Annotated in this window: 17 protein-coding genes; 9 read left to right on the top strand and 8 right to left on the bottom strand. The window is 39.5% G+C overall.

The annotated features are described in order from the left end of the window. Positions 1-2: 2 nt before the first annotated feature. The 3 genes from mgtE to AC00Y6_RS08000 all read left to right on the top strand — a co-directional run bounded on the left by mgtE (position 3) and on the right by AC00Y6_RS08000 (position 4,470). Positions 3-1,373 carry a magnesium transporter gene (mgtE, locus tag AC00Y6_RS08010; protein ID WP_474490097.1) on the top strand — a complete coding sequence of 457 codons (1,371 nt, stop codon included), beginning with the start codon at positions 3-5 and terminating at the stop codon, positions 1,371-1,373. 264 nt (positions 1,374-1,637) lie between these two features. Next, on the top strand, positions 1,638-3,959 hold the full coding sequence (locus AC00Y6_RS08005) for a TonB-dependent receptor plug domain-containing protein (RefSeq protein WP_474490096.1): 2,322 nt from the start codon (positions 1,638-1,640) through the stop codon (positions 3,957-3,959). Positions 3,960-3,969: 10 nt separating this feature from the next. Next, the gene (locus AC00Y6_RS08000) at positions 3,970-4,470 is read left to right on the top strand and encodes a thioredoxin fold domain-containing protein (RefSeq protein ID WP_474490095.1); all 501 of its coding nucleotides are present in this window, start codon (positions 3,970-3,972) and stop codon (positions 4,468-4,470) included. Positions 4,471-4,640: 170 nt separating this feature from the next. On the opposite strand, the gene AC00Y6_RS07995 is transcribed toward AC00Y6_RS08000, so the two are convergent. From AC00Y6_RS07995 to AC00Y6_RS07975, 5 genes are all read right to left on the bottom strand, one after another. Next, positions 4,641-5,252 carry an inorganic pyrophosphatase gene (locus AC00Y6_RS07995; RefSeq protein WP_474490094.1) on the bottom strand — a complete coding sequence of 204 codons (612 nt, stop codon included), beginning with the start codon at positions 5,250-5,252 and terminating at the stop codon, positions 4,641-4,643. Positions 5,253-5,258: 6 nt separating this feature from the next. Further along, a complete protein-coding gene (locus AC00Y6_RS07990; protein WP_474490093.1) occupies positions 5,259-5,768 on the bottom strand; it encodes a DUF7935 family protein in 510 nt (169 codons plus the stop codon). A 92-nt stretch (positions 5,769-5,860) separates the two neighbouring features. After that, positions 5,861-6,538 (bottom strand): RadC family protein, encoded by a 678-nt coding sequence (gene radC / locus AC00Y6_RS07985; RefSeq protein WP_474490092.1) that lies wholly within the window; start codon positions 6,536-6,538, stop codon positions 5,861-5,863. 72 nt (positions 6,539-6,610) lie between these two features. After that, positions 6,611-7,285: an ABC transporter ATP-binding protein gene (locus AC00Y6_RS07980; protein ID WP_474490091.1), complete on the bottom strand. Its 675-nt coding sequence runs from the start codon at positions 7,283-7,285 to the stop codon at positions 6,611-6,613. Positions 7,286-7,347: 62 nt separating this feature from the next. Beyond that, positions 7,348-9,678: an ATP-dependent helicase gene (locus AC00Y6_RS07975; protein ID WP_474490090.1), complete on the bottom strand. Its 2,331-nt coding sequence runs from the start codon at positions 9,676-9,678 to the stop codon at positions 7,348-7,350. Positions 9,679-9,816: 138 nt separating this feature from the next. On the opposite strand from AC00Y6_RS07975, the gene AC00Y6_RS07970 reads away from it, so the two are divergent. Next, positions 9,817-10,899 (top strand): FUSC family protein, encoded by a 1,083-nt coding sequence (locus AC00Y6_RS07970; protein WP_474490089.1) that lies wholly within the window; start codon positions 9,817-9,819, stop codon positions 10,897-10,899. Positions 10,900-10,903: 4 nt separating this feature from the next. Here the strand turns inward: AC00Y6_RS07970 and AC00Y6_RS07965 are convergent, their stop codons facing one another. From AC00Y6_RS07965 to aspA, 3 genes are read right to left on the bottom strand one after another with little or no spacing between them, the layout of a single operon-like run. Then, complete coding sequence (locus tag AC00Y6_RS07965; protein ID WP_474490088.1) at positions 10,904-11,959, bottom strand: glycosyltransferase family protein; 1,056 nt, start codon at positions 11,957-11,959, stop codon at positions 10,904-10,906. A gap of 59 nt (positions 11,960-12,018) precedes the next feature. Further along, positions 12,019-12,930: a glycosyltransferase family 2 protein gene (locus AC00Y6_RS07960; RefSeq protein WP_474490087.1), complete on the bottom strand. Its 912-nt coding sequence runs from the start codon at positions 12,928-12,930 to the stop codon at positions 12,019-12,021. A gap of 4 nt (positions 12,931-12,934) precedes the next feature. Continuing rightward, entirely contained in the window at positions 12,935-14,344 is a 1,410-nt protein-coding gene (gene aspA / locus AC00Y6_RS07955; RefSeq protein ID WP_474490086.1) for an aspartate ammonia-lyase, read from the bottom strand. A 316-nt stretch (positions 14,345-14,660) separates the two neighbouring features. Here aspA and AC00Y6_RS07950 point away from each other — a divergent pair, with 316 nt between their 5' ends. From AC00Y6_RS07950 to AC00Y6_RS07930, 5 genes are all read left to right on the top strand, one after another. Next, positions 14,661-15,854 (top strand): MFS transporter, encoded by a 1,194-nt coding sequence (locus AC00Y6_RS07950; protein ID WP_474490085.1) that lies wholly within the window; start codon positions 14,661-14,663, stop codon positions 15,852-15,854. A gap of 82 nt (positions 15,855-15,936) precedes the next feature. After that, positions 15,937-17,529, top strand: a complete 1,593-nt coding sequence (locus AC00Y6_RS07945) for a peptide chain release factor 3 (protein ID WP_474490084.1) — start codon at positions 15,937-15,939, stop codon at positions 17,527-17,529. Between the two features lie 38 nt (positions 17,530-17,567). Further along, a complete protein-coding gene (gene rsmA / locus AC00Y6_RS07940) occupies positions 17,568-18,338 on the top strand; it encodes a 16S rRNA (adenine(1518)-N(6)/adenine(1519)-N(6))-dimethyltransferase RsmA (protein ID WP_474490083.1) in 771 nt (256 codons plus the stop codon). 319 nt (positions 18,339-18,657) lie between these two features. Beyond that, positions 18,658-19,167 carry an isopentenyl-diphosphate Delta-isomerase gene (idi, locus tag AC00Y6_RS07935; protein ID WP_474490082.1) on the top strand — a complete coding sequence of 170 codons (510 nt, stop codon included), beginning with the start codon at positions 18,658-18,660 and terminating at the stop codon, positions 19,165-19,167. 50 nt (positions 19,168-19,217) lie between these two features. Then, complete coding sequence (locus AC00Y6_RS07930) at positions 19,218-19,871, top strand: NAD(P)H-binding protein (protein ID WP_474490081.1); 654 nt, start codon at positions 19,218-19,220, stop codon at positions 19,869-19,871. Positions 19,872-19,880: the final 9 nt, after the last annotated feature.

Here is a 19,880-nt window from a genome sequence, read left to right as displayed (position 1 = left end):
TAATGTATGTTTTGTTTAGTTTTTATACTTTTGCAAAGCAAAAAATTACACTTATCAAGGAGCAAGAAATCATATTAAACCCTGCAGACGTCGCAGAAACGCTGAGCAAATTGCCGGCGGAAGAACGCATTCTGCAATTCCTGAAACTTCCAAAATCAGAAAAGGCAGAAGTTTTCGCACACCTTGATCCTGATTTTCAGGAAGATACCATCAGAAGCATTGCCAGTCACGAGGTATCCGACATCCTTAACGAGATGTCTCCGGATGACAGAACGCAGCTTTTTGAAGATTTTCCCGATGAGTTAATTAAATATTCCATTAATCTGCTAAACCCACAAGAACGGCGTGTTGCCCTTAAATTGTTGGGGTATGAAGCAGATTCTATTGCACGTCTTATGACGCCTTATTACGTGCAAATCCGTAAAGAATGGACCGTCAAACGCTGCCTGCAACAGATCAAAAAAGTGGGAAAAAAAGCTGAAACGCTCAATTTCCTGTATGTGGTAGATGAGAGAAACCGCCTGATAGATGATATTACGGTGGGATCACTTCTCTTGGCAGATGAAGAAGAATTGATTTCTGAACTTTGTGATAACCATTTTGTAGCTATCACGACAACAACCAGTAAAGAAGACGCTGTCCCATATTTTGAAAAGTACGACCGCAGTGCTTTACCTATCATTACAGAGAATGGGGTTTTGGTAGGTATTGTAACCATTGATGATATCTTGGACCAAATCGAACAACAAAATACCGAAGATATCCAGAAATTTGGTGGTTTGGAAGCATTAGATATGCCCTACACACAGACTTCGGTGTTTGAAATGGTAAAAAAACGAGGATTTTGGTTAGTTGTTTTGTTTTTTTCGGAAATGCTTACGGCATCGGCCATGGGCTACTTTGAAGAAGAAATCCAGAAAGCTGTTGTGCTTGCCCTTTTTGTACCATTGATAATCTCAAGTGGTGGTAATACCGGTTCTCAGGCCGCTACCCTAATTATCCGAGCCATGGCTCTTCAGGAAATTGGTTTAAAAGACTGGTGGTATGTTATCCGCAAAGAGGTTTTTACAGGTATACTTTTGGGTGGTATATTGGGATCCATCGGATTTTTGAGAATTGCGCTTTGGCAAGAGACAGGCCTTTTTAACTACGGTGAACATTGGGTTTTCGTAGGAATCAGTATTGCTTTTTCCCTAATGTTGATTGTCCTGTGGGGAACAATTTCTGGTTCTATGGTACCATTCGTATTAAAGAAGCTAAAACTTGACCCTGCAACATCTTCTGCCCCATTTGTAGCTACATTGGTAGATGTTACCGGCCTAATTATCTATTTTTCTGTTGCCGGATTATTTCTCACAGGTAAACTATTGTAATTAATATCCGTTTATTTCATTTTTTTAGTCCTGCTTTTTTATTTCTTAAAGGCTTATTACAGTTTGATTTCAGACTTCTGCTTTGCCAGGCATCCTTTTATGAGTGCTCTTGTAGTTTCTAGTTTTCATAATTAGTCATCTTATTCATCATCATTTAAAAAATTTAGGAAAAATATAATTCTAAAAAAATTTCTTAAAATTATTGTTAGATTAATCTAACTTATTATTTTTGCAAAACTAAAATTATGCAATATATAATCTAACATGAATAAATTTAAAACTCCTTTGCTATCCATATGTTGTTCTACAGCTACATTATGGGCTAGCGCACAAACTATTAACGATTCCATACCTTCTAGAAGAGAAAAATTTGCCACCGGAGATGTTGAAGAGGTAGTGGTTACGGGTACAATGAAGCAGGTGCGAAAGTCTGACAGTCCTGTACCTGTCACTATTATATCTGCCAAGCTTTTTCAAAAAAATCCGACGTCCAATGTTTTGGATGCTTTGTATCAGGTAAATGGACTCAATCCGCAGGTTAACTGCAATATGTGTAACACTTCGGATATTGGTATTAATGGAATGCAAGGACCTTACACAATGGTTTTGATTGACGGAATGCCAATCGTAAGTTCTTTGTCCACAGTGTATGGACTAAGTGGAATCCCTAACAGTATTATTCAACAGGTAGAAATTGTAAAAGGTCCGGCCTCGTCCCTCTATGGCTCGGAGGCCATTGGTGGTGTCATCAATATTATAACAAAAAAGGCGAGCCAAGCGCCTCGTTTTTTTCTGGACTACAACTCAACTACTTGGGAGGAATTGACAGGGAATATAGGTTTCTCTCAATCTTTTAATAAAAAAGTCTCAACACTCTTCAATATAGACGGCTATTATTATGATAAACCACAGGACTTGAACCATGATAATTATATGGATAAAACACTGCAAAAACGAGTATCTATTTTTAATAAATGGGATATTAAGCAGAAGTACAATAAAACAGCCAGTGTTTCATTAAGGTATTATAATGAAAATAGGAATGGTGGTGAATTGGGCTGGGATAAGGATCAGAGAGGTTACGTTCAGTTTAATGAGTTGAATAATGATCTTGCGTCGCCAGGGTATAATGGCGATGTTGTTTTACCAAATGGTTACACTGTCTTTAATCAAAAATATGCAAAGGGATTTCGAATACCGAGATTTTTGACCCCGTCAGAAAAGCAGGAGTGGATACAAAAAGTTCATAATGCTAACCCCGATGCCCTTTTGGCAGATCATATGAAATATCAGGAATCAATTTATACAAGCCGGTTTGAAGCCGTGGGGCAATGGCAACTGCCTATCAAAGAAAATATAACAATACAAGCTTCGTATAATCAGCACGATCAAAATTCAGCCTATGGGACCGAATTATTTATGGCACATCAGAAAACTGGATTTGGACAAATATATTGGGATAAAAAATGGGGAGCGCATGATCTTTTGGCGGGAATAGCCTATAGATACACCTGGTTCAAAGACAATACTATTGCATCAAACAATGGCACATTTCCCTTTGAAACCCACCTGCCCGGAATTTTTTTCCAGGATCTTTGGAAAACCGGAGAAAAAACCAGTTTGTTACTGGGCTATAGATTGGATTACGATAAAACAATATCCGCCAACGGAAGCCACGAGAACATTGTACATTCACCAAGGGCTGCCTTTAAATGGACACCAAATTCCAATAATACCCTGCGGGCTAGTGTAGGTACCGGATACCGTGTGGTAAATATTTTTAGTGAAGACCATCGTGCTTTGAGCGGACAATACGAGGCCCGATTTGGAGAGGACCTGAAACCCGAAAAATCGATTAGCGGCACATTGGATTATGAGGGACGCTTGGCGACAGAATCTGTTGGGCTGACTTACGATATAGGAGCTTACTACACCCATTTTTTCAATAAAATATATCCGGTAAGAAATGATCAAACCAGAACATTGATCTACTACAATGTAGACGGACAAGAATATGCTAGAAATATCGGTTTATCATTGGATATCGCGCTTAATTTTAGCTTTCCATTGCGACTTACAGGTGGTGTATCTTACAACAAAGCACAGTTGTTTGAATTTCAACGCGATGCAGAAGGAACAAAAACCAGTACTACGATAACCGCCCGCGATTTTGAATTCTCACCAAGATGGATGGGTGTTTACTCTGCCAGCTACGATATTTCAAAACATCTTACCATTGATATTACAGGAGATTGGAAAGGTCCTATGCTTTTACCAACGCAGGGCGAAATGGAGACCTACGATGCGATGGGGAGCGTTACATTAAGTATTAGAGACCCAAGGCCGGAGCGTTCCCCATGGTTCACCAAACTCAATTCTCAGCTGACTTACCGTTTAAATAAAATCCAAATCTATGGCGGTGTAAAGAACATTTTCAATTACATGCCTAAATATGTTCTGGTAAACAGTAATGACCCTTTTAATGATCATGCTAATAAGTACGGCGGATTACAGTTTGATACTGAATATAATTACACGCCACTCCAGGCTCGCATAGGCTATTTGGGTATCCGATATAGTTTCTAAAAATTCTACGATGTTTTATTATAAAAAACAATTTATAAAGAGTTTTAAAAAAAATTCGTCGCCACTCGATTGTCGATGGATTTTTCTCTTAATGATAATTGGGACTTCATCTGCTTTTTACACTCAGGTTAAGATAGACTCTGTTGATATTTTGATGAAGACAGAGCCCAAATTTATTATTGTAAATATCAGCTCAAAAGGTTGCATCTATTGTATGATGCAGGAAAAGAAAATTAAAAAGGACAAATTGTTACAACAAAATCTAGCCTCTCAGGTTTATAGCATTTCGATAATGGCAGAACACAGCAATTCTTTCAAATTTGATAGTACAAACTTCAAAAATATGGAAACATTTATAGATAAATATGGAAAAGACAAATTTGGTTATTTAGCTTACCCTTTGTGGATTATTTTTGATAAACAATATCAGCCGATATACCGATATTATGGCCTCTTAAAGAATGAAGAAATTGAAAAATTACTCCAAATTTTAAGTAACGATAAAAAGTAATTTTAAATAAAACCGAATTTACTGTTAATGTGAAATCATATTATAGACTAGCGCTTTAGTGCAAAAAAAATTGTTCGTGGGTTGTATATTATCGTAACGATAATTGCAAACACACGAACAATTTAATCTAAAAGCTGGCCTCTAATTATGAAAGCAACAGCTGGAATTTATTAATTGCTGTAATTATCAGCATAATCTTTCTGAGAAGCCAAAATCACCTTTTTTGCGTGATCTGCTCCGTAAACCAAATCAATTTTAACTTTGGCAGGTTCTGTTGGTAGGTTTTTATAGCTCAAAAAGTAGTGAAGCAAACGGTTCACTTCTGCCTGAGGCAATTCAGAAATATCTCTGATATGTCCATACAATTGATCCTCTACCAAAACAGCAATAATTTTATCATCAGCTTCACCTTTGTCAATCATCTGAAATCCTCCGATTGGAATGGCTTGGCAAATAATGTTACCCGAAGTGATGTTGTGTGAGCTTAGCACGCAGATGTCCAATGGATCATGATCCCCTTCGGAAACGTCTTTTGCGCCCGTAGCCACAGCCAGGTTTTTAACTTCCTCTTCACAGTAAGTTTTAGGCACAAAACCATACAGGGCAGGGATAATGTTGGAAAACTTCTGTGGACGGTCTACTTTTAGGTAGCCCGTTTCTTTGTCAACTTCGTATTTTATAGTGTCTGTAGGTACAATTTCTACAAAAACGTTAACCACTTCCGGGGCATTTTCTCCTGCAGAGATCCCATGCCAAGGATGGGCTTTACAATTAGGAATCATGTTTATTTATATTATTTTGTTAAGTTCTTTTCTAAGGTTTTCTATCGTGTCGGCAATATAATCATCAGACTGCAGGTAACCCATCAGCAAGATGGTCTTAAAATCATCCAATCCTGCGTTGTCTGCCAACTCCTCATAAGTTTTGCGAAGCAGCTGGATCACATTATTCTTTGAGGTAATAATGTCCTGCCAGGAAGATCTTGAGATGTATAACTGCTGAGAAGAATTGTAATCAAACTCCTCATTGATATTCTTTTCTGTAAGGAAAACAAATTCGTGCGGTTGAAGGCCTTTATCAAACCTGGTGACAAGGTTGGCCGGTTTCAGGCGTTCCAGAAAAAGCGTCATCCGTTCCAAAGCCTGAAGCTTGATCTCGCTGTTGGACTTGGTTGCCAAAAAGTTGATTTCCTGCTTTTTCAGACGGATAAAGTTGTTGACAAACTGTTTTGCAAAAACCAAAAATGGCAATGCAATAATAACGGCCGCAGCATAAGGTAAATAATCTGAATCAAACATATCTGAAATCGGATTGCAAAATTAAGAAAATTTTGATCAATTTTAACGGATGTTTCTGCATTTTAAAACGGTAAGTTCAAAATGTATCAATATTATAGCATTCCTTCGTCCTTGAAACTGTAATATTTATTCTGGGCGATGATGAGATGATCCAGCAGTTCTATGTCCAGCAATTTCCCGGATTCTTTGATTTTTTGAGTGATGGCTATATCCTCCCGGCTGGGGTTTAGACTGCCTGCAGGATGGTTGTGTGCCACAATAATCCGTGTAGAAAAATGTTCCAATGCAGTTTTGAAGATAATCCGTACATCCGCAACAGAGCTGGAAATACCGCCGCGGAAAAGGCAACTTTTGTAAAGTACTTTGTTCTGATGATTGATAAAAATAGCCCAGAATTCTTCGGTGGACAAATCCGCAAGATGCGCCTGCAGGATTTCAAAAGCATCCTGGCTGCTACCAATCTGTTGCCTTTCCAGGACTTCTTGTTGGGACTTCCTGTTACCGATTTCCATCGCTGTTGCAATAGAAACTGCCTTGGCCTCACCCACCCCTTTGAATTTCATTAGGTCTTTGATTGACAGTTGGCTTAGTCTATGCCAGTTATTATCCACCGAATTGAGTACGCGGCGCGCCAATTCTACCGCTGACTCTTCCCTATTTCCGCTGCCCATAATGATCGCCAGCAGCTCAGAATCCGAGACGGCTGCTTTCCCCTTTAACAGGAACTTTTCTCTTGGGCGGTCATCTTCCGCAAGGGATTTGAGATTCAAAATAGAAGTTTTTTGAGTTAAAGAAAAGTCTATTATTTATCTGTCTATTATCAACAATTCATTGATCACACATCATTTATCATTAATAATCTGCCCGTCTTTCATCACCAGCTTTCTATCGGTACTTTCTGCTAAAACCATATTGTGCGTCACAATTACAAAGGTCTGATGGTACTTGTCCCGGAGGTCAAAGAACAACTGATGCAGCGCATCTGCATTCTTGGAGTCCAGGTTGCCTGTAGGTTCATCGGCGTAGATAATTTTTGGCGAATTGATGAGGGCTCTGGCAACCGCCACACGCTGAGACTCGCCACCGGAAAGTTCTGACGGTTTGTGGTGCAGCCTGTGCGCAATGTTCAGGTCTTCAAAAAGCGAATGGGCTTTGTCTATAACTTCTTTTTCTGCAATGCCGGCAATTCTAGTAGGTAAGAGAACATTTTCCAAGGCTGTAAACTCAGGCAGAAGCTGATGGTTCTGGAACACAAAACCAATATTTTTGTTCCTGAATTTTGACAGGTCTTTATCCTTCATCCCTAGAAAACTTTGCCCGTCAAGGCTAATCTCGGTATGGTGTTTTTCGATGTCAGTTGGCCTGTCCAGCGTCCCAAGGATCTGTAACAAAGTCGATTTTCCCGCCCCCGATTCTCCAACGATGGAGATCACTTCGGCCGGTTTTATATGGATGTCTACACCTTTTAAAACTTCTAGGCTACCATATGATTTATGTATATTTTTTGCTCGGATCATAGTCTGCTTATTGCGGTTAGCACTTGGCTTTTCGTTGATTATACTTTTGCTAATATATAATTTTAAATCTTTGTCAATTTAGCAAATTTCAGGATAAGGTTTTTCTCGCCTTCATTGGCAAAGATCACTTTGGCCTTGATATTCTGTGGATCTGTACCATCCAAAAATGTGACTTCACCAATACCAAAACGGTCGTGGCGCACGCGGTCTCCCACCTCTATATCTTCGGAAGATGATCCACTTGGGTTGATTATTTTGGCTGTGGCTACAGGTTTCAGTTGTTTTTTAGGTGCAGGAACGCCAATATTTCTATCCAGCGTTTTCTTTTCCTCTTTCTTCTTGAAAAACCGTGGCTCTGATGGCGTTTCATCAAAAATATTGGAACTGATCCCCGAATTATTTACAAAACGGGCTTCCATCATTGGATTGATAAACTCGATGTATTTGGAATCGACTTCACTCAAAAATCTTGACGGCTCCGAATCTGTAATTTTCCCCCATTGGAAACGCGACACGGCGTAGGTAAAATAGGCTTGCTTTTCTGCTCTTGTCAAAGCCACATAAAACAACCGGCGCTCTTCTTCCAGCTCTTCTCTCGTGGATGAACTCATAAAACTCGGGAAGAGGTTTTCCTCAAGCCCAACAAGGTAAACTACAGGGAACTCCAGCCCTTTGGAAAGGTGGATCGTCATTAGCGACACTTTATCTGTATCATCGTCTTTTTTGTCCTGCGTGTCCGATGACAGTGCAATATTCTCAAGGAAATTGGACAAGCTTGGGTTACCGTCTTCTATCTGCCTTTGCTCCTCGATAAATCCCTGCATCGAGTTTAGTAATTCCTGGATATTTTCTACCCTCGAAATTCCTTCGGGTGTCTGGTCATCTTTCAGGAACTTGATAAGGCCGCTTCGTTTGGCCACTTCCATCGCCACATCGTAAACGTTTTCGGTTTTCAGCATGACCTGAAAGGCTTTGATCATTGCCCAGAAATCGCCAAGTTTGGTAAGAATTCCGTTGTTAAGACCTAGTTGTGGGGCATAAAATCCGAGGTTATCCAATACCTGGGTTAACGCCAAGTTATGCGAATCTGCGAAGACAATTAGTTTGTTTTGGGTAGTTTCGCCAATACCTCTTGCAGGATAATTGATAATCCGCGACAATGCTTCGGAGTCATTTTCATTCACCAGAATACGAAGATAGGCCAAGAGATCCTTCACCTCTTTTCTTTGGTAGAAAGACAAGCCGCCGTATACTTTGTAAGGGATATTTTTTTTCCTCAATGCGTCTTCAAACGCTCTGGTTTGGGAATTGGTGCGGTACAGAATCGCAAAGTCAGAAAAATGACGCTGTTGCGTATTGTGTAATTCGAAGATGTTGGCAGAAACAAAGTTGGCTTCATCGGCATCGGAAAGACTTCGGTAAACCTTGATTTTTTCCCCTACTTCATTCTCACTGAAAACATTTTTCTTAAACTGCTGCAGGTTTTTGGAAATCACCACATTAGCAGCATCCACAATATTCTGAGTAGAGCGGTAATTCTGTTCCAACGAAACCGTGACCGCATCGGGATAATCCTTTTTAAAATTGAGGATGTTGTAAATATTGGCACCACGGAATGAGTAGATGGACTGCGCGTCATCACCCACCACACAAATATTTTCAAATTTAGACGCTAATGCCTTGACAATCAAATATTGAGAATGATTGGTATCCTGGTACTCATCCACTAAAATGTATCTGAATCTATCTTGATATTTTGCTAAGACTTCAGGAAATCGTGTAAGTAATTCGTTGGTTTTTAATAATAAATCATCAAAATCCATTGCTCCGTTCCGGAAACAAGTATCCACATATTTTCTGTAGATTTCCCCAATCAATTTCATATTGGCACGTTCGTCCGCCTCGAGCAATTCAGGATTATTGAAATAGGCATTGACGGTGATCAGGTTGTTTTTGTATTGCGAAATCCTACCAAGAACTTTTTTGGGTTTGTAAACTTCCGAATCTATATTAAGGTCTTTGATTACTTTTTTAAGGACGTTTAGCGCATCCTGAGCATCATAAATCGTAAAATTGGAAGGGAATCCGAGGTAATGCGCTTCACTCCTGAGGATTCTTGCAAAAACCGAGTGAAAAGTTCCCATCCAAAGTGATCGGGCATCGCTGTTTCCCACAACTTTGGCAATACGCTCCTTCATTTCTTTGGCTGCTTTGTTGGTAAACGTGAGCGCCAAGATATTAAAAGGATCCACGCCATTGGTGATGAGATGGGCAATCCGCATGGTGAGAACCCTGGTCTTGCCGGATCCCGCGCCTGCCAAAACCATCAGTGGTCCCTGTAATGTGGTAACTGCCTCATATTGTGCTTCATTCAACCCTTTCAGATAATCCATTATAATCTCAAAATTTTAAGATAACAAAAATAGGGAATTTTAAGCAATTCTATGTTCAACCCTCTTGAATATCCGGTTAGCATTAGGTACTTTTGTGAAATCTAAATTTTATCATTTCAATCCAAAAAATAGTTACAGTTGAAAATTAACCAACTCAAAAAGGAAATCAGTACATTTTTCATTCTTAAACCGTCGCCCCGCAGCTGGCATATCCCTTTTCTTGCAGGACTTTCGGTGGGGATTCCGCTGGTGTTTGGTTATATCTTTGCCGATGTAAGATCTGCTTTAACCGCCAGTCTGGCAGGATTGGTCATCCTTTACATCCCCAACACAAAAGATATTTTTGAAATGATGATGAAGATGTTTGTCTGTTCGTTTGGGATGATAATTTCTTACATATTTGGGCTGGTTTTCAGTTTCAATATGTGGGTTGCACCGCTAGCATTTGGGATTTTTTCCGGGATTGTATATTATTTGGTCAAATATTTTAACCTGAAACCGCCCGGTAGTTTTTTCTTTATTATGATGGCTTCTATGGCAATTGGGCTGCCTCATCACTGGGAAACAATCCCGCAGAGGATTGGTATTTTCACCATTGGGACACTTAATGCCTGCTTAATTTGCCTGATTTATGGCCTTTTAAAATCGAAAAAAGGAATTAAAAGTAATGTCACTACCCTAGAAATAAATCCCTATGTCAACTTTGTAGAATCCTTTATTGTAGGGATTTGTATGCTGGCTTCGGTTTTGGTTGGGCATATTTTCAAACTGGAATATCCTTATTGGATCCCAATTTCCAGCCTTGCCGTTTTGCAGGGCGTTAGCCGATACCACATCTGGAAACGCTGCCTGCACAGGGTTATAGGAACTATTATTGGTTTAGGGATTGCCTGGTTTATCTTCTCTTATGTCAAGGATATGCTATGGATTTGTGTGGCGATTGTTTGCTTGCAAATTATTGTGGAAATGCTGATTACCAGACATTACGCATTGGCTGTAGTCTTCCTCACCCCGATGGGGATTTTATTGGCTGAGACCGGAAGTTCTACTTCACTTAATCCTGATTATCTTTTAAAAATGAGATTGTTAGAGATTTTAATAGGGAGTGCTATAGGCTGCGTTGGCGGATGGTTTTTGTACAATGAGAAAATTAGGTTTAACTCTATAAAACACCTGCGAAAAACCAAAGTGGTTCTTAGAAAAGGTTTTCTGAAACAGTAAGTTTTTAAAGTCGTTTAAGCAGCGTGACCAAATCCTGGGATACGTGCTCTTTAGAATAAGAACTGAAATCAAAGTTTTGACGAAACAATTCCGTTATTTGATGCTGCAGATCAGATGTTTCTACGATTATAAAATCGAGATTAGAAGGATAGCTTGCAGGGAAAATTGCCGGTTTACCATACTTGATAGCATCACCGATGTTTCCGCTTGCTTTGGTTTTTCCATAGAATTCTTTCACAGAGAAAAAATCAGTTTTTGGCTGTATCGGGCAATACAGAAGATCCGCAGTGGACATTATTTTGTCAAACTGATCCTGTGGAATTTTATCTATAAAATATTGAAAATTAATATTTTGAAGATTATTTTTTTCAAAATATTTCAGCTTTTCCAACTCTTTCCCTGATGCTTTTCCCAGGAAAATAAATTGGTAAAACAAACCATTATCCTTGAAATTTTTCAGTTTTTCAAACAACGAATCATAATCCCGCCTGCTCTGAGAAACAGCGCCGGGAATGACAATCTTAATAATTTGACGATCCAATAATTGAGCTGATTTTCCTATTGAAGCATTATAGTGATAAAGTGGAAGGAATTTAAATTGATATTTTTCCGACATTTTTTTATCGATCGCCAAAATATTTTTAGCTTTTTGATAAACATTCGGAGCCTCCAACAATCCTTCTTTCAATAGCAGTTTGAGCCTGTATTTAAAATCTTTCCTGAAGATACTTTTAAATAAATCCCATTTGGAAGCTTGTGAAAAATTGAGATTATGTACAAGAACCGCCGTGTTATATCTTTTCACAATGGCTTTGTAAAAAATAAAATGCCTGTGAACGGTCCCGATAATAATCAGGTCATATTTCTTCTTTTTAAGAATGTCCAAAAGGTCAGAATAGTCTGTGATATGGATGTTTTTATCTCGGATATTGAGTAGTTTAAATATCTTTTCGGAGAAGTAGAAATCAACAGAAATATCAGCGGAATCTTTCGTCAATTCATAAAAATTGGCGGCCAACTCGGCGTGCGTATCCAGCTCTATGTATGCAATTTTTTTCAAAATGATAGTCTGTTTTTTCTTCTGAACCTTTCATGATTTTTCAGCCCTGAAAAGCTTTGTTAAAATCCAAAATTTTTAAAAAACTCTTTCCACCTCAGGTTTCTGATGAATTTAATTTCTTCTTTACTTAGCTGTAGCTGCCCTTTTTGCCTCAGAAAAGATCTGATGGTTACAAAAAATTCTTTTACAGATTGGTTTTTAAAAGAAGATTTTGCGGAAGAAATCATTGCCAAAGGTAAGCTGAGACCAATATTATAAAAATACTGCCCTAGTTTTTCTGCCTTCTGCGATTTGTATTTGTAAGCCGTTGGCCGCAGGTGTTTTACCCAAAGATCCTTGATGGTAACCACTTCCCAATGATGCATCTTTGCCAGCAAAATATCCAGATTGTCCCAGCCAAGCACCGGACGCAGCCCCTTCATAGCAACAAAACATTCTCTCCTGTAAGCTTTTATCGGACCACGGACGTGATCCCGCGAAGATAGGTTTTCAAAAACCCAGTCTTTATTTTGATTGCTAAAATCTGCCCAGTTTTCGCTTTGTTTCCTCAGGTTTTTGATCTCCGGATTCTGCTTGTAATTTCTGATATAAACCAAACCGGAACAAATGCCGATTGTTGGATTGGTCTCAAATTTATGATTGATTTTTTCCAGGTAATTTTTAGGAAATACAATATCCGCATCAAATTTACAGATGATGTCAAAATCTTGCCAGTCAACAGACTCCAAACCCTGATAAAAAGTTTTTACCACTTTGGCGCCAGGATGATGCTCAGATGTTTCTAAAGTCTGAAGTTTGAAGTTTGAAGTCTGATGAACCAATTCCTGAGCTATTTCTCCAGTTTTATCGGTAGAGCCGTCGTTCACCACCATACAGAGAAAATCCTGAAAACTCTGATGTTTAAGAGAATCCAGACAGAGGGAAATGTTATTTTCCTCGTTATGAGCCGGAATGATGATGAGGAACTTCAAAATTCTAAATCAGTATTTTGTTATGCGGGTTCAGCATGTTTTTAGGATCCAGGATTTCGTCCAGTTTTTCCTGAGACAACAATTGATGTTCAATCACCAGGTCATACACGCTTTTACCAGTTTCCAAAGCTTCTTTTGCAATCTTGGTCGAGTTTTTATAACCGATGTAAGGGTTAAGCGCCGTTACAATCCCAATGCTGTTTTTTACCATATTTAGGCAAACTTCTTTGTTTGCAGTAATACCGACAACGCATTTTTCGCGAAGCGTATCAAGCGCATTACAAAGAAAATGAATATTTTCCATTATGGCGTGGCAAAGCACAGGCTCCATCACGTTCAGCTGCAATTGCCCGGCTTCTGCCGCAAAAGTTACAGTCAGGTCATTACCAATCACTTTATAGCAAACCTGGTTTACAACTTCCGGAATCACAGGGTTCACTTTTCCTGGCATAATGGATGATCCCGGCTGCATAGGGGGAAGGTTGATCTCATACAAACCGGCACGCGGACCAGAAGAAAGCAACCGTAAATCGTTACAGATTTTGGAAAGTTTTACAGCCATCCTTTTCATAGCAGAAGAATAGATAACGTACGCACCCGTATCCGGCGTAGCTTCTACCAAATCCGGTGCTGAGATAATAGGCATACCGGTAATTTCGGCTAAATTCTCAGCGCATTTTTTAGCATATCCTGATGGCGCATTAATACCTGTCCCAATAGCCGTTGCGCCCATGTTGAGTTCTACAAAAAGCTTGGCATTGTTATTCAGTTTTTCAATATCTTCGTCCAATGTGGCCGCAAATGCTTCAAACTCCTGCCCCATGGTCATTGGCACTGCATCCTGCAACTGGGTGCGTCCCATCTTGATAACATCCTGAAATTCAAAACCTTTTTGGCGAAATGCTTCCACAATTTGTTTCAGTTTTTCTACCAGGATTTTATTCATATTATACAGTGCAATTTTTATGGCACTTGGGTAGGCATCATTGGTGGACTGTGACAAATTAACATGGTCGTTAGGCGAACAAAACTGATATTCACCTTTCTGATGGCCAAGCAGCTCCAGCGTGATATTGGCAATGACTTCGTTGGTATTCATGTTAACCGAAGTTCCTGCTCCGCCCTGGATCATATCAACCGGAAACTCATAATTGTATTTTCCCGAGATCACCGCATCGCAGGCTTTATTGATATGCTGATACAGGTTTTCATCCAGCAGACCTAGCTCATAATTGGTTTTTGCTGCCCCTTTTTTCACATAACCCAAAGCTTTGATAAACTCGGGGTAAGAAAATAATTTTTGACCTGAAATATTGAAATTGTTAATAGCACGTTGGGTCTGAACTCCATAATAAGCACCAATTGGTACCTGTAATTCGCCGAGCAGATCGCTCTCCAATCTATATTGTTCCATGATTGATTTTTGAAAACCGAAAGTTACTGAATATTTGAATTATTATTCTTATTTTTAATGAATATCTCAGTTGTTATGCACAAAAACTTATTCTTCTGGGACATTATAATTTCCGTTGGGGCATTTCTATTTTTTTGTCTCAATTGTTTCTATCTGCCCTACTCTAATTTGACGGCCAAAAAATTTGAAGTAAGAAATTTTGTTTCGGGATTATTATTTATTGTATTGATGCTTTTGCTTATGACCTGGATAATCATTTTTAAATAATTAAATAACAATTCTCAAAATGCTAATTTTGCAATATCTAATTAGCATAATGACAGTTGACTCAGAAACTCCCAAAAACATTTTCAATCAATTAATATCCTATATTGCTTTTACCTTTATAGGTTATTTTATCATTGGTTTATCCTTATCGGTTTTACCCATTTTCATTAATAAAACCTTGGGATTCAGCATGCTAATTGCAGGTATTGTGATTAGTTTACAGTATGTAAGTACTTTCCTGATGCGTGCCTATTCCGGTAAAATTGTGGATCAGAAAGGCCCAAAACCTGCGGTGATTGGCAGTATGTTAAGTTTTGCAGTCACAGGAGCTATTTTGATTGGTGCTTATTACTTTCGCTTTTCACCAGCCATCAGCCTCATTTTTTTGATTATAACCCGTCTTTTAACCGGTTGTGCTGAGGGAATGGTAGGCGCAAGCCCTATCAACTGGGCTATTTTATCTTTGGGCGATCAGCATACTGCAAAAATTATTTCTTATAATGGTGTCGCTTCGTATGGTGCTTTGGCTTTAGGAGCATTTTCTGGTGTTATAATAGTCAACAATTTAAGTTTTTACGGATTAGGCATTCTGATTATTGTTGCAGGATTGGTTGGTTTTCTGATGGCCAGAAATAAGCAGAACAAAATAGGAATACACTCTGCGGAGAAACAGCAATCTTTCTGGTCCGTTTTAGCCAAGGTTGCGCCGTTTGGTTTTTGCCTGGCGTTTGGAGGCCTTGGTTTTGCAACCATTTCCACATTCATCACATTGTATTACGACTATTATCATTGGAAAGATGGTGCGCTATGCCTGTCGGTTTTTGGGATTTTGTTTGTCTTTTCCCGGATTGTTTTCAGCAATGCGATTAATACTTTTGGCGGCATCCGCGTGGCCATTGCCAGCTTGGCTGTTGAGACCATTGGCTTGACGGTTATCAGTCTGTCACATCAATCGTACATGGCATTAATTGGTGCTGGGATCACAGGTTTGGGATTCTCCCTAATTTTTCCGGCTTTGGGCGTTATGGCTATCAAGGCTGTTCCTCCATCTAACCATGGTTCAGCATTAGCAGGATACGGGCTTTTTATTGACATTTCCTTAGGCATCACAGGGCCGCTGATTGGCGGCGTGGCAGATCATTTCGGCCTGGCATATATCTTTCCATTCAGCGTGGGGATTGTTTTGATCGGTTTGGCGTTGGCTTATTATTTAAAAATCAAAGATTCCGGTTCGGGGATGTGATTTTTTTGATTGAATTAATAATAAAATTGAAGACTTTCAGGATTCGATAAAAATCACGATTTTTGCAGTCTCAAATTTTATTATGTCTCTAGAACAGGAAATCAGCAAAAGAAAAACTTTCGGAATCATCTCCCACCCCGATGCCGGTAAAACGACATTAACGGAAAAGCTCCTGCTTTTTGGAGGTGCCATTCAGGAAGCCGGTGCCGTAAAATCTAACAAAATTAAAAAAGGGGCAACCTCCGACTTTATGGAGATTGAGCGCCAGAGAGGGATTTCTGTGGCAACATCGGTTTTGGCTTTTGAGTATAGAGACCATAAAATCAACATCCTGGATACGCCTGGTCACAAAGATTTTGCCGAAGATACTTACCGCACATTAACAGCCGTTGACTCTGTAATTGTGGTAATAGACGTGGCAAAAGGTGTTGAGGAACAGACCGAAAAACTGGTTCAGGTGTGTAGGATGAGAAATATCCCGATGATTGTTTTCATCAACAAACTGGACCGTGAAGGGAAAGATGCTTTTGACCTTCTGGACGAAGTGGAACAGAAATTAGGTTTAACCGTTTGCCCGCTTTCTTTGCCAATTGGTATGGGAAGCGACTTCCAGGGGATTTATAATATTTGGGAAAACAACATCCAGTTATTTCTGGAAGAGAAAAAACAGAAAGTTGGGGAATCCATAAAATTTGATGACATCAATGATACTTCTATCGATGAAGCTGTTGGCGAAAAGGCAGCTAAAACATTGAGGGAAGAATTAGAATTGATACAATCCGTTTATCCCGAATTTAACCGCGAGGATTATATGAATGGCGAGCAGCAGCCGGTTTTCTTCGGTTCTGCGCTTAATAATTTTGGGGTTAGGGAATTGCTGAACGCCTTTATAGACATCGCGCCAATGCCACAACCCAAAGAAAGCGAAACAAGATTGGTAAAACCTGAAGAACCCAATTTTACAGGTTTTGTTTTTAAAATCCATGCCAATATGGATCCCAAACACCGCGACCGTTTGGCGTTTGTGAAAATCGTATCGGGGACGTTTAAAAGAAATGAAAATTACTTGCTGGTAAGAGAAGGCAAAAAGATGAAATTCTCCTCTCCCAACGCATTCTTTGCAGATAAAAAAGAGGTTGTGGACGAGAGTTTCCCCGGCGATATTGTGGGGCTTCATGACACCGGAAGTTTCAGGATTGGCGATACATTGACCGCTGGCGAAAAGCTGAGCTTCAAAGGTATCCCAAGTTTCTCACCGGAGCATTTCCGTTATATCAATAATAATGATCCGTTGAAAGCCAAACAATTAGCAAAAGGTGTAGATCAATTGATGGATGAAGGTGTGGCTCAGCTGTTTACACTTGAAATGAACAACAGAAAAATTATCGGAACCGTTGGTGCGCTTCAGTACGAAGTGATCCAATACCGTTTGGAGCACGAATACGGCGCCAAATGTACTTACGAACCAATCAGCATCCATAAAGCTTGCTGGATAGAAGCCGATGAAAAATCAGAAGAGTTCCGGGAATTTGCCCGCTTAAAACAGCGTTTTCTAGCTAGGGACAAATATGACCAATTGGTTTTCTTGGCAGATTCGTCTTTCACGATTCACATGACACAGGAGAAATTCCCGAATGTGAAACTGCATTTCATCAGTGAATTTCAGCACGATTAAACTTTAGATAAATAATATAACTTTGTAAAAAATCAGCATTGGACGTAAGAGCAAAAAAACACCTTGGGCAGCATTTCCTCACAGATCAAAACATTGCCGGAAAAATTGTGGATTCACTGTCGTTTGAAGGCTACAAAAAAGTGTTGGAAGTTGGTCCGGGAATGGGCGTTCTTACCAAATTCCTTTTGCAGAAAAATACTGAAATCTACGTTGCAGAGATCGATCAGGAATCTATAGTTTATCTGAAAGAACATTATCCTAAGCTGGAAGCGCAGCATTTTGTAGGCGATTTCCTTAAGATCAATATTCCCGAAATCTTTGGCGAAGAGCTGGCCGTGATTGGGAATTTCCCGTACAATATCTCATCGCAGATTTTGTTTAAGATTATTGATAATTTCACGTTTATTCCCGAGATGAGCGGCATGTTCCAGAAGGAAGTTGCGGAAAGGACGGCGGCCAAACCAAGAACCAAGGATTACGGCATCTTGTCGGTTCTCGTGCAGGCTTACTATGATGTGGAGTACCTTTTCACGGTTCATGAGAATGTGTTTAATCCGCCACCGAAAGTAAAATCGGGTGTTATCCGAATGACACGGAACCTGAAACCCGGTTTGGCCGGAAACGAAATCCTTTTTAAACAGATTGTAAAGGCCGGATTTGGACAACGACGTAAAAAAATGAGCAATTCTCTGAAAGTGCTAGGAATCCCAGAAATGCTAAAATCACATCCCTTCTTGGATATCCGTGCAGAAGAGCTTTCTGTAGCCGATTTTATCGCTTTTTCGAATGAGTGGAGAGAGTGTGTTTAGGGTTTTCAGAGCCGGAGAGTTTTAAAGTTTATTGAGGACCTGATACTTTTCTTTTGGTTTGAAATCTATATTTTGAGGGTTAAAAACTTAAAATTATTCTTCAAACAAGAATATCTTAACATTTTACTTTGATTTGTTAGTGTTGTTTTTTTACAAAACCCTAGCCCCGATGGAAACGGCATCCTTTTTTTGCGGAGGTCTGGTGATGGAAAAAAGATACAGTGGACAGCGGGAAATAGCTCCCAATAAAAATAATTACAACATTTTAGCTTCATCAAAAAGCCTGAAAAATTAATTCTAAAATCCTTATTTTTGTAAGATGGAAAAAGTGGTATTGGTAAATCCTCAGGATGAAGTTTTGGGGCAAATGGAAAAAATGCAGGCACATGAAAACGGACTTTTGCACCGTGCTTTTTCGGTTTTTTTGTTCAATAAAAACGGGGAAATGCTGCTGCAGAAGCGAGCCGGGGAAAAGTATCACTCGCCGAACCAATGGACCAATGCCTGCTGCTCGCACCCCAGGATAAACGAATCTTATCCCGATGCGGCCAAAAGGCGGCTAAAGGAGGAGCTGGGAATTGATTGTGACCTGACAGAGAAATTCCATTTTATCTACAAAGCGGATGTGGGTGACGGCCTGTGGGAGCACGAGCTAGATTATGTTTTTACCGGGGATTTTGACGGAAATTTTAATCTGAATCCGGAAGAAGTTTCGGAAATACGTTATATCTCGCTTGTTGACCTGCAAAAGGAAATCGCGGAAAAACCTGATCATTTTACAGAATGGTTTAAAATTATCCTAGAGGAATACCTGAACCAATTGCAGTAGTTAATTTCGTAAGAAAATTATGCCTACCTTTATTATCAAATCTTATGTTTATGAAGGCTTTGGTAATTGGTGCAACTGGCGCCACCGGGACAGATCTTGTGAATCAGCTTTGCGCAGACCCAGACTTTGAACAGGTTGATATTTTTGTAAGGCGCCGTTCTGATTTTCATCATGACAAAATAAAATCGCATCTCGTAGATTTTGACCATCCCGAGGAATGGCAAGATCTTGTAAAAGGTGATGTGGCATTTTCCTGCTTGGGAACAACGCTGAAATCTGCCGGTAGCAAAGCCAACCAAAAAATCATAGATTATGATTATCAGCTGGAGTTTGCAAAAGCAGCGCGGCAAAATAATGTTGAGGATTACATCCTGGTTTCGGCTTACGGGGCCAATCCTGATTCCAAAATTTTTTATTCAAGGATAAAGGGCGAATTGGAAGAAGCAGTTAAGAATTTGAAATTCGATAAAACAACCATTTTCAAACCGGGTATGCTGGAACGCAAAAACAGTGACCGGAATGCAGAAGTCCTGAGCCTTAAGGTTGTCAAATTTTTGAATAGCTTAGGTTTATTCAAAAGTCAACAGCCTTTGCCAACAGCCGTTTTGGCAAAAGCGATGATTGTAGCCTCCAAGATAAAATCGACCGGTTTTGCTGAAGTGAAACTTCATAACATCTTCAGTTTTGCTGAGAAAAAATCTTAAAATTAAGCC

The organism is Epilithonimonas sp. (genome assembly GCF_056329745.1).
Note: the sequence above shows the minus strand (reverse complement) of the source record. Positions and strands in the feature narration are given on the sequence as shown.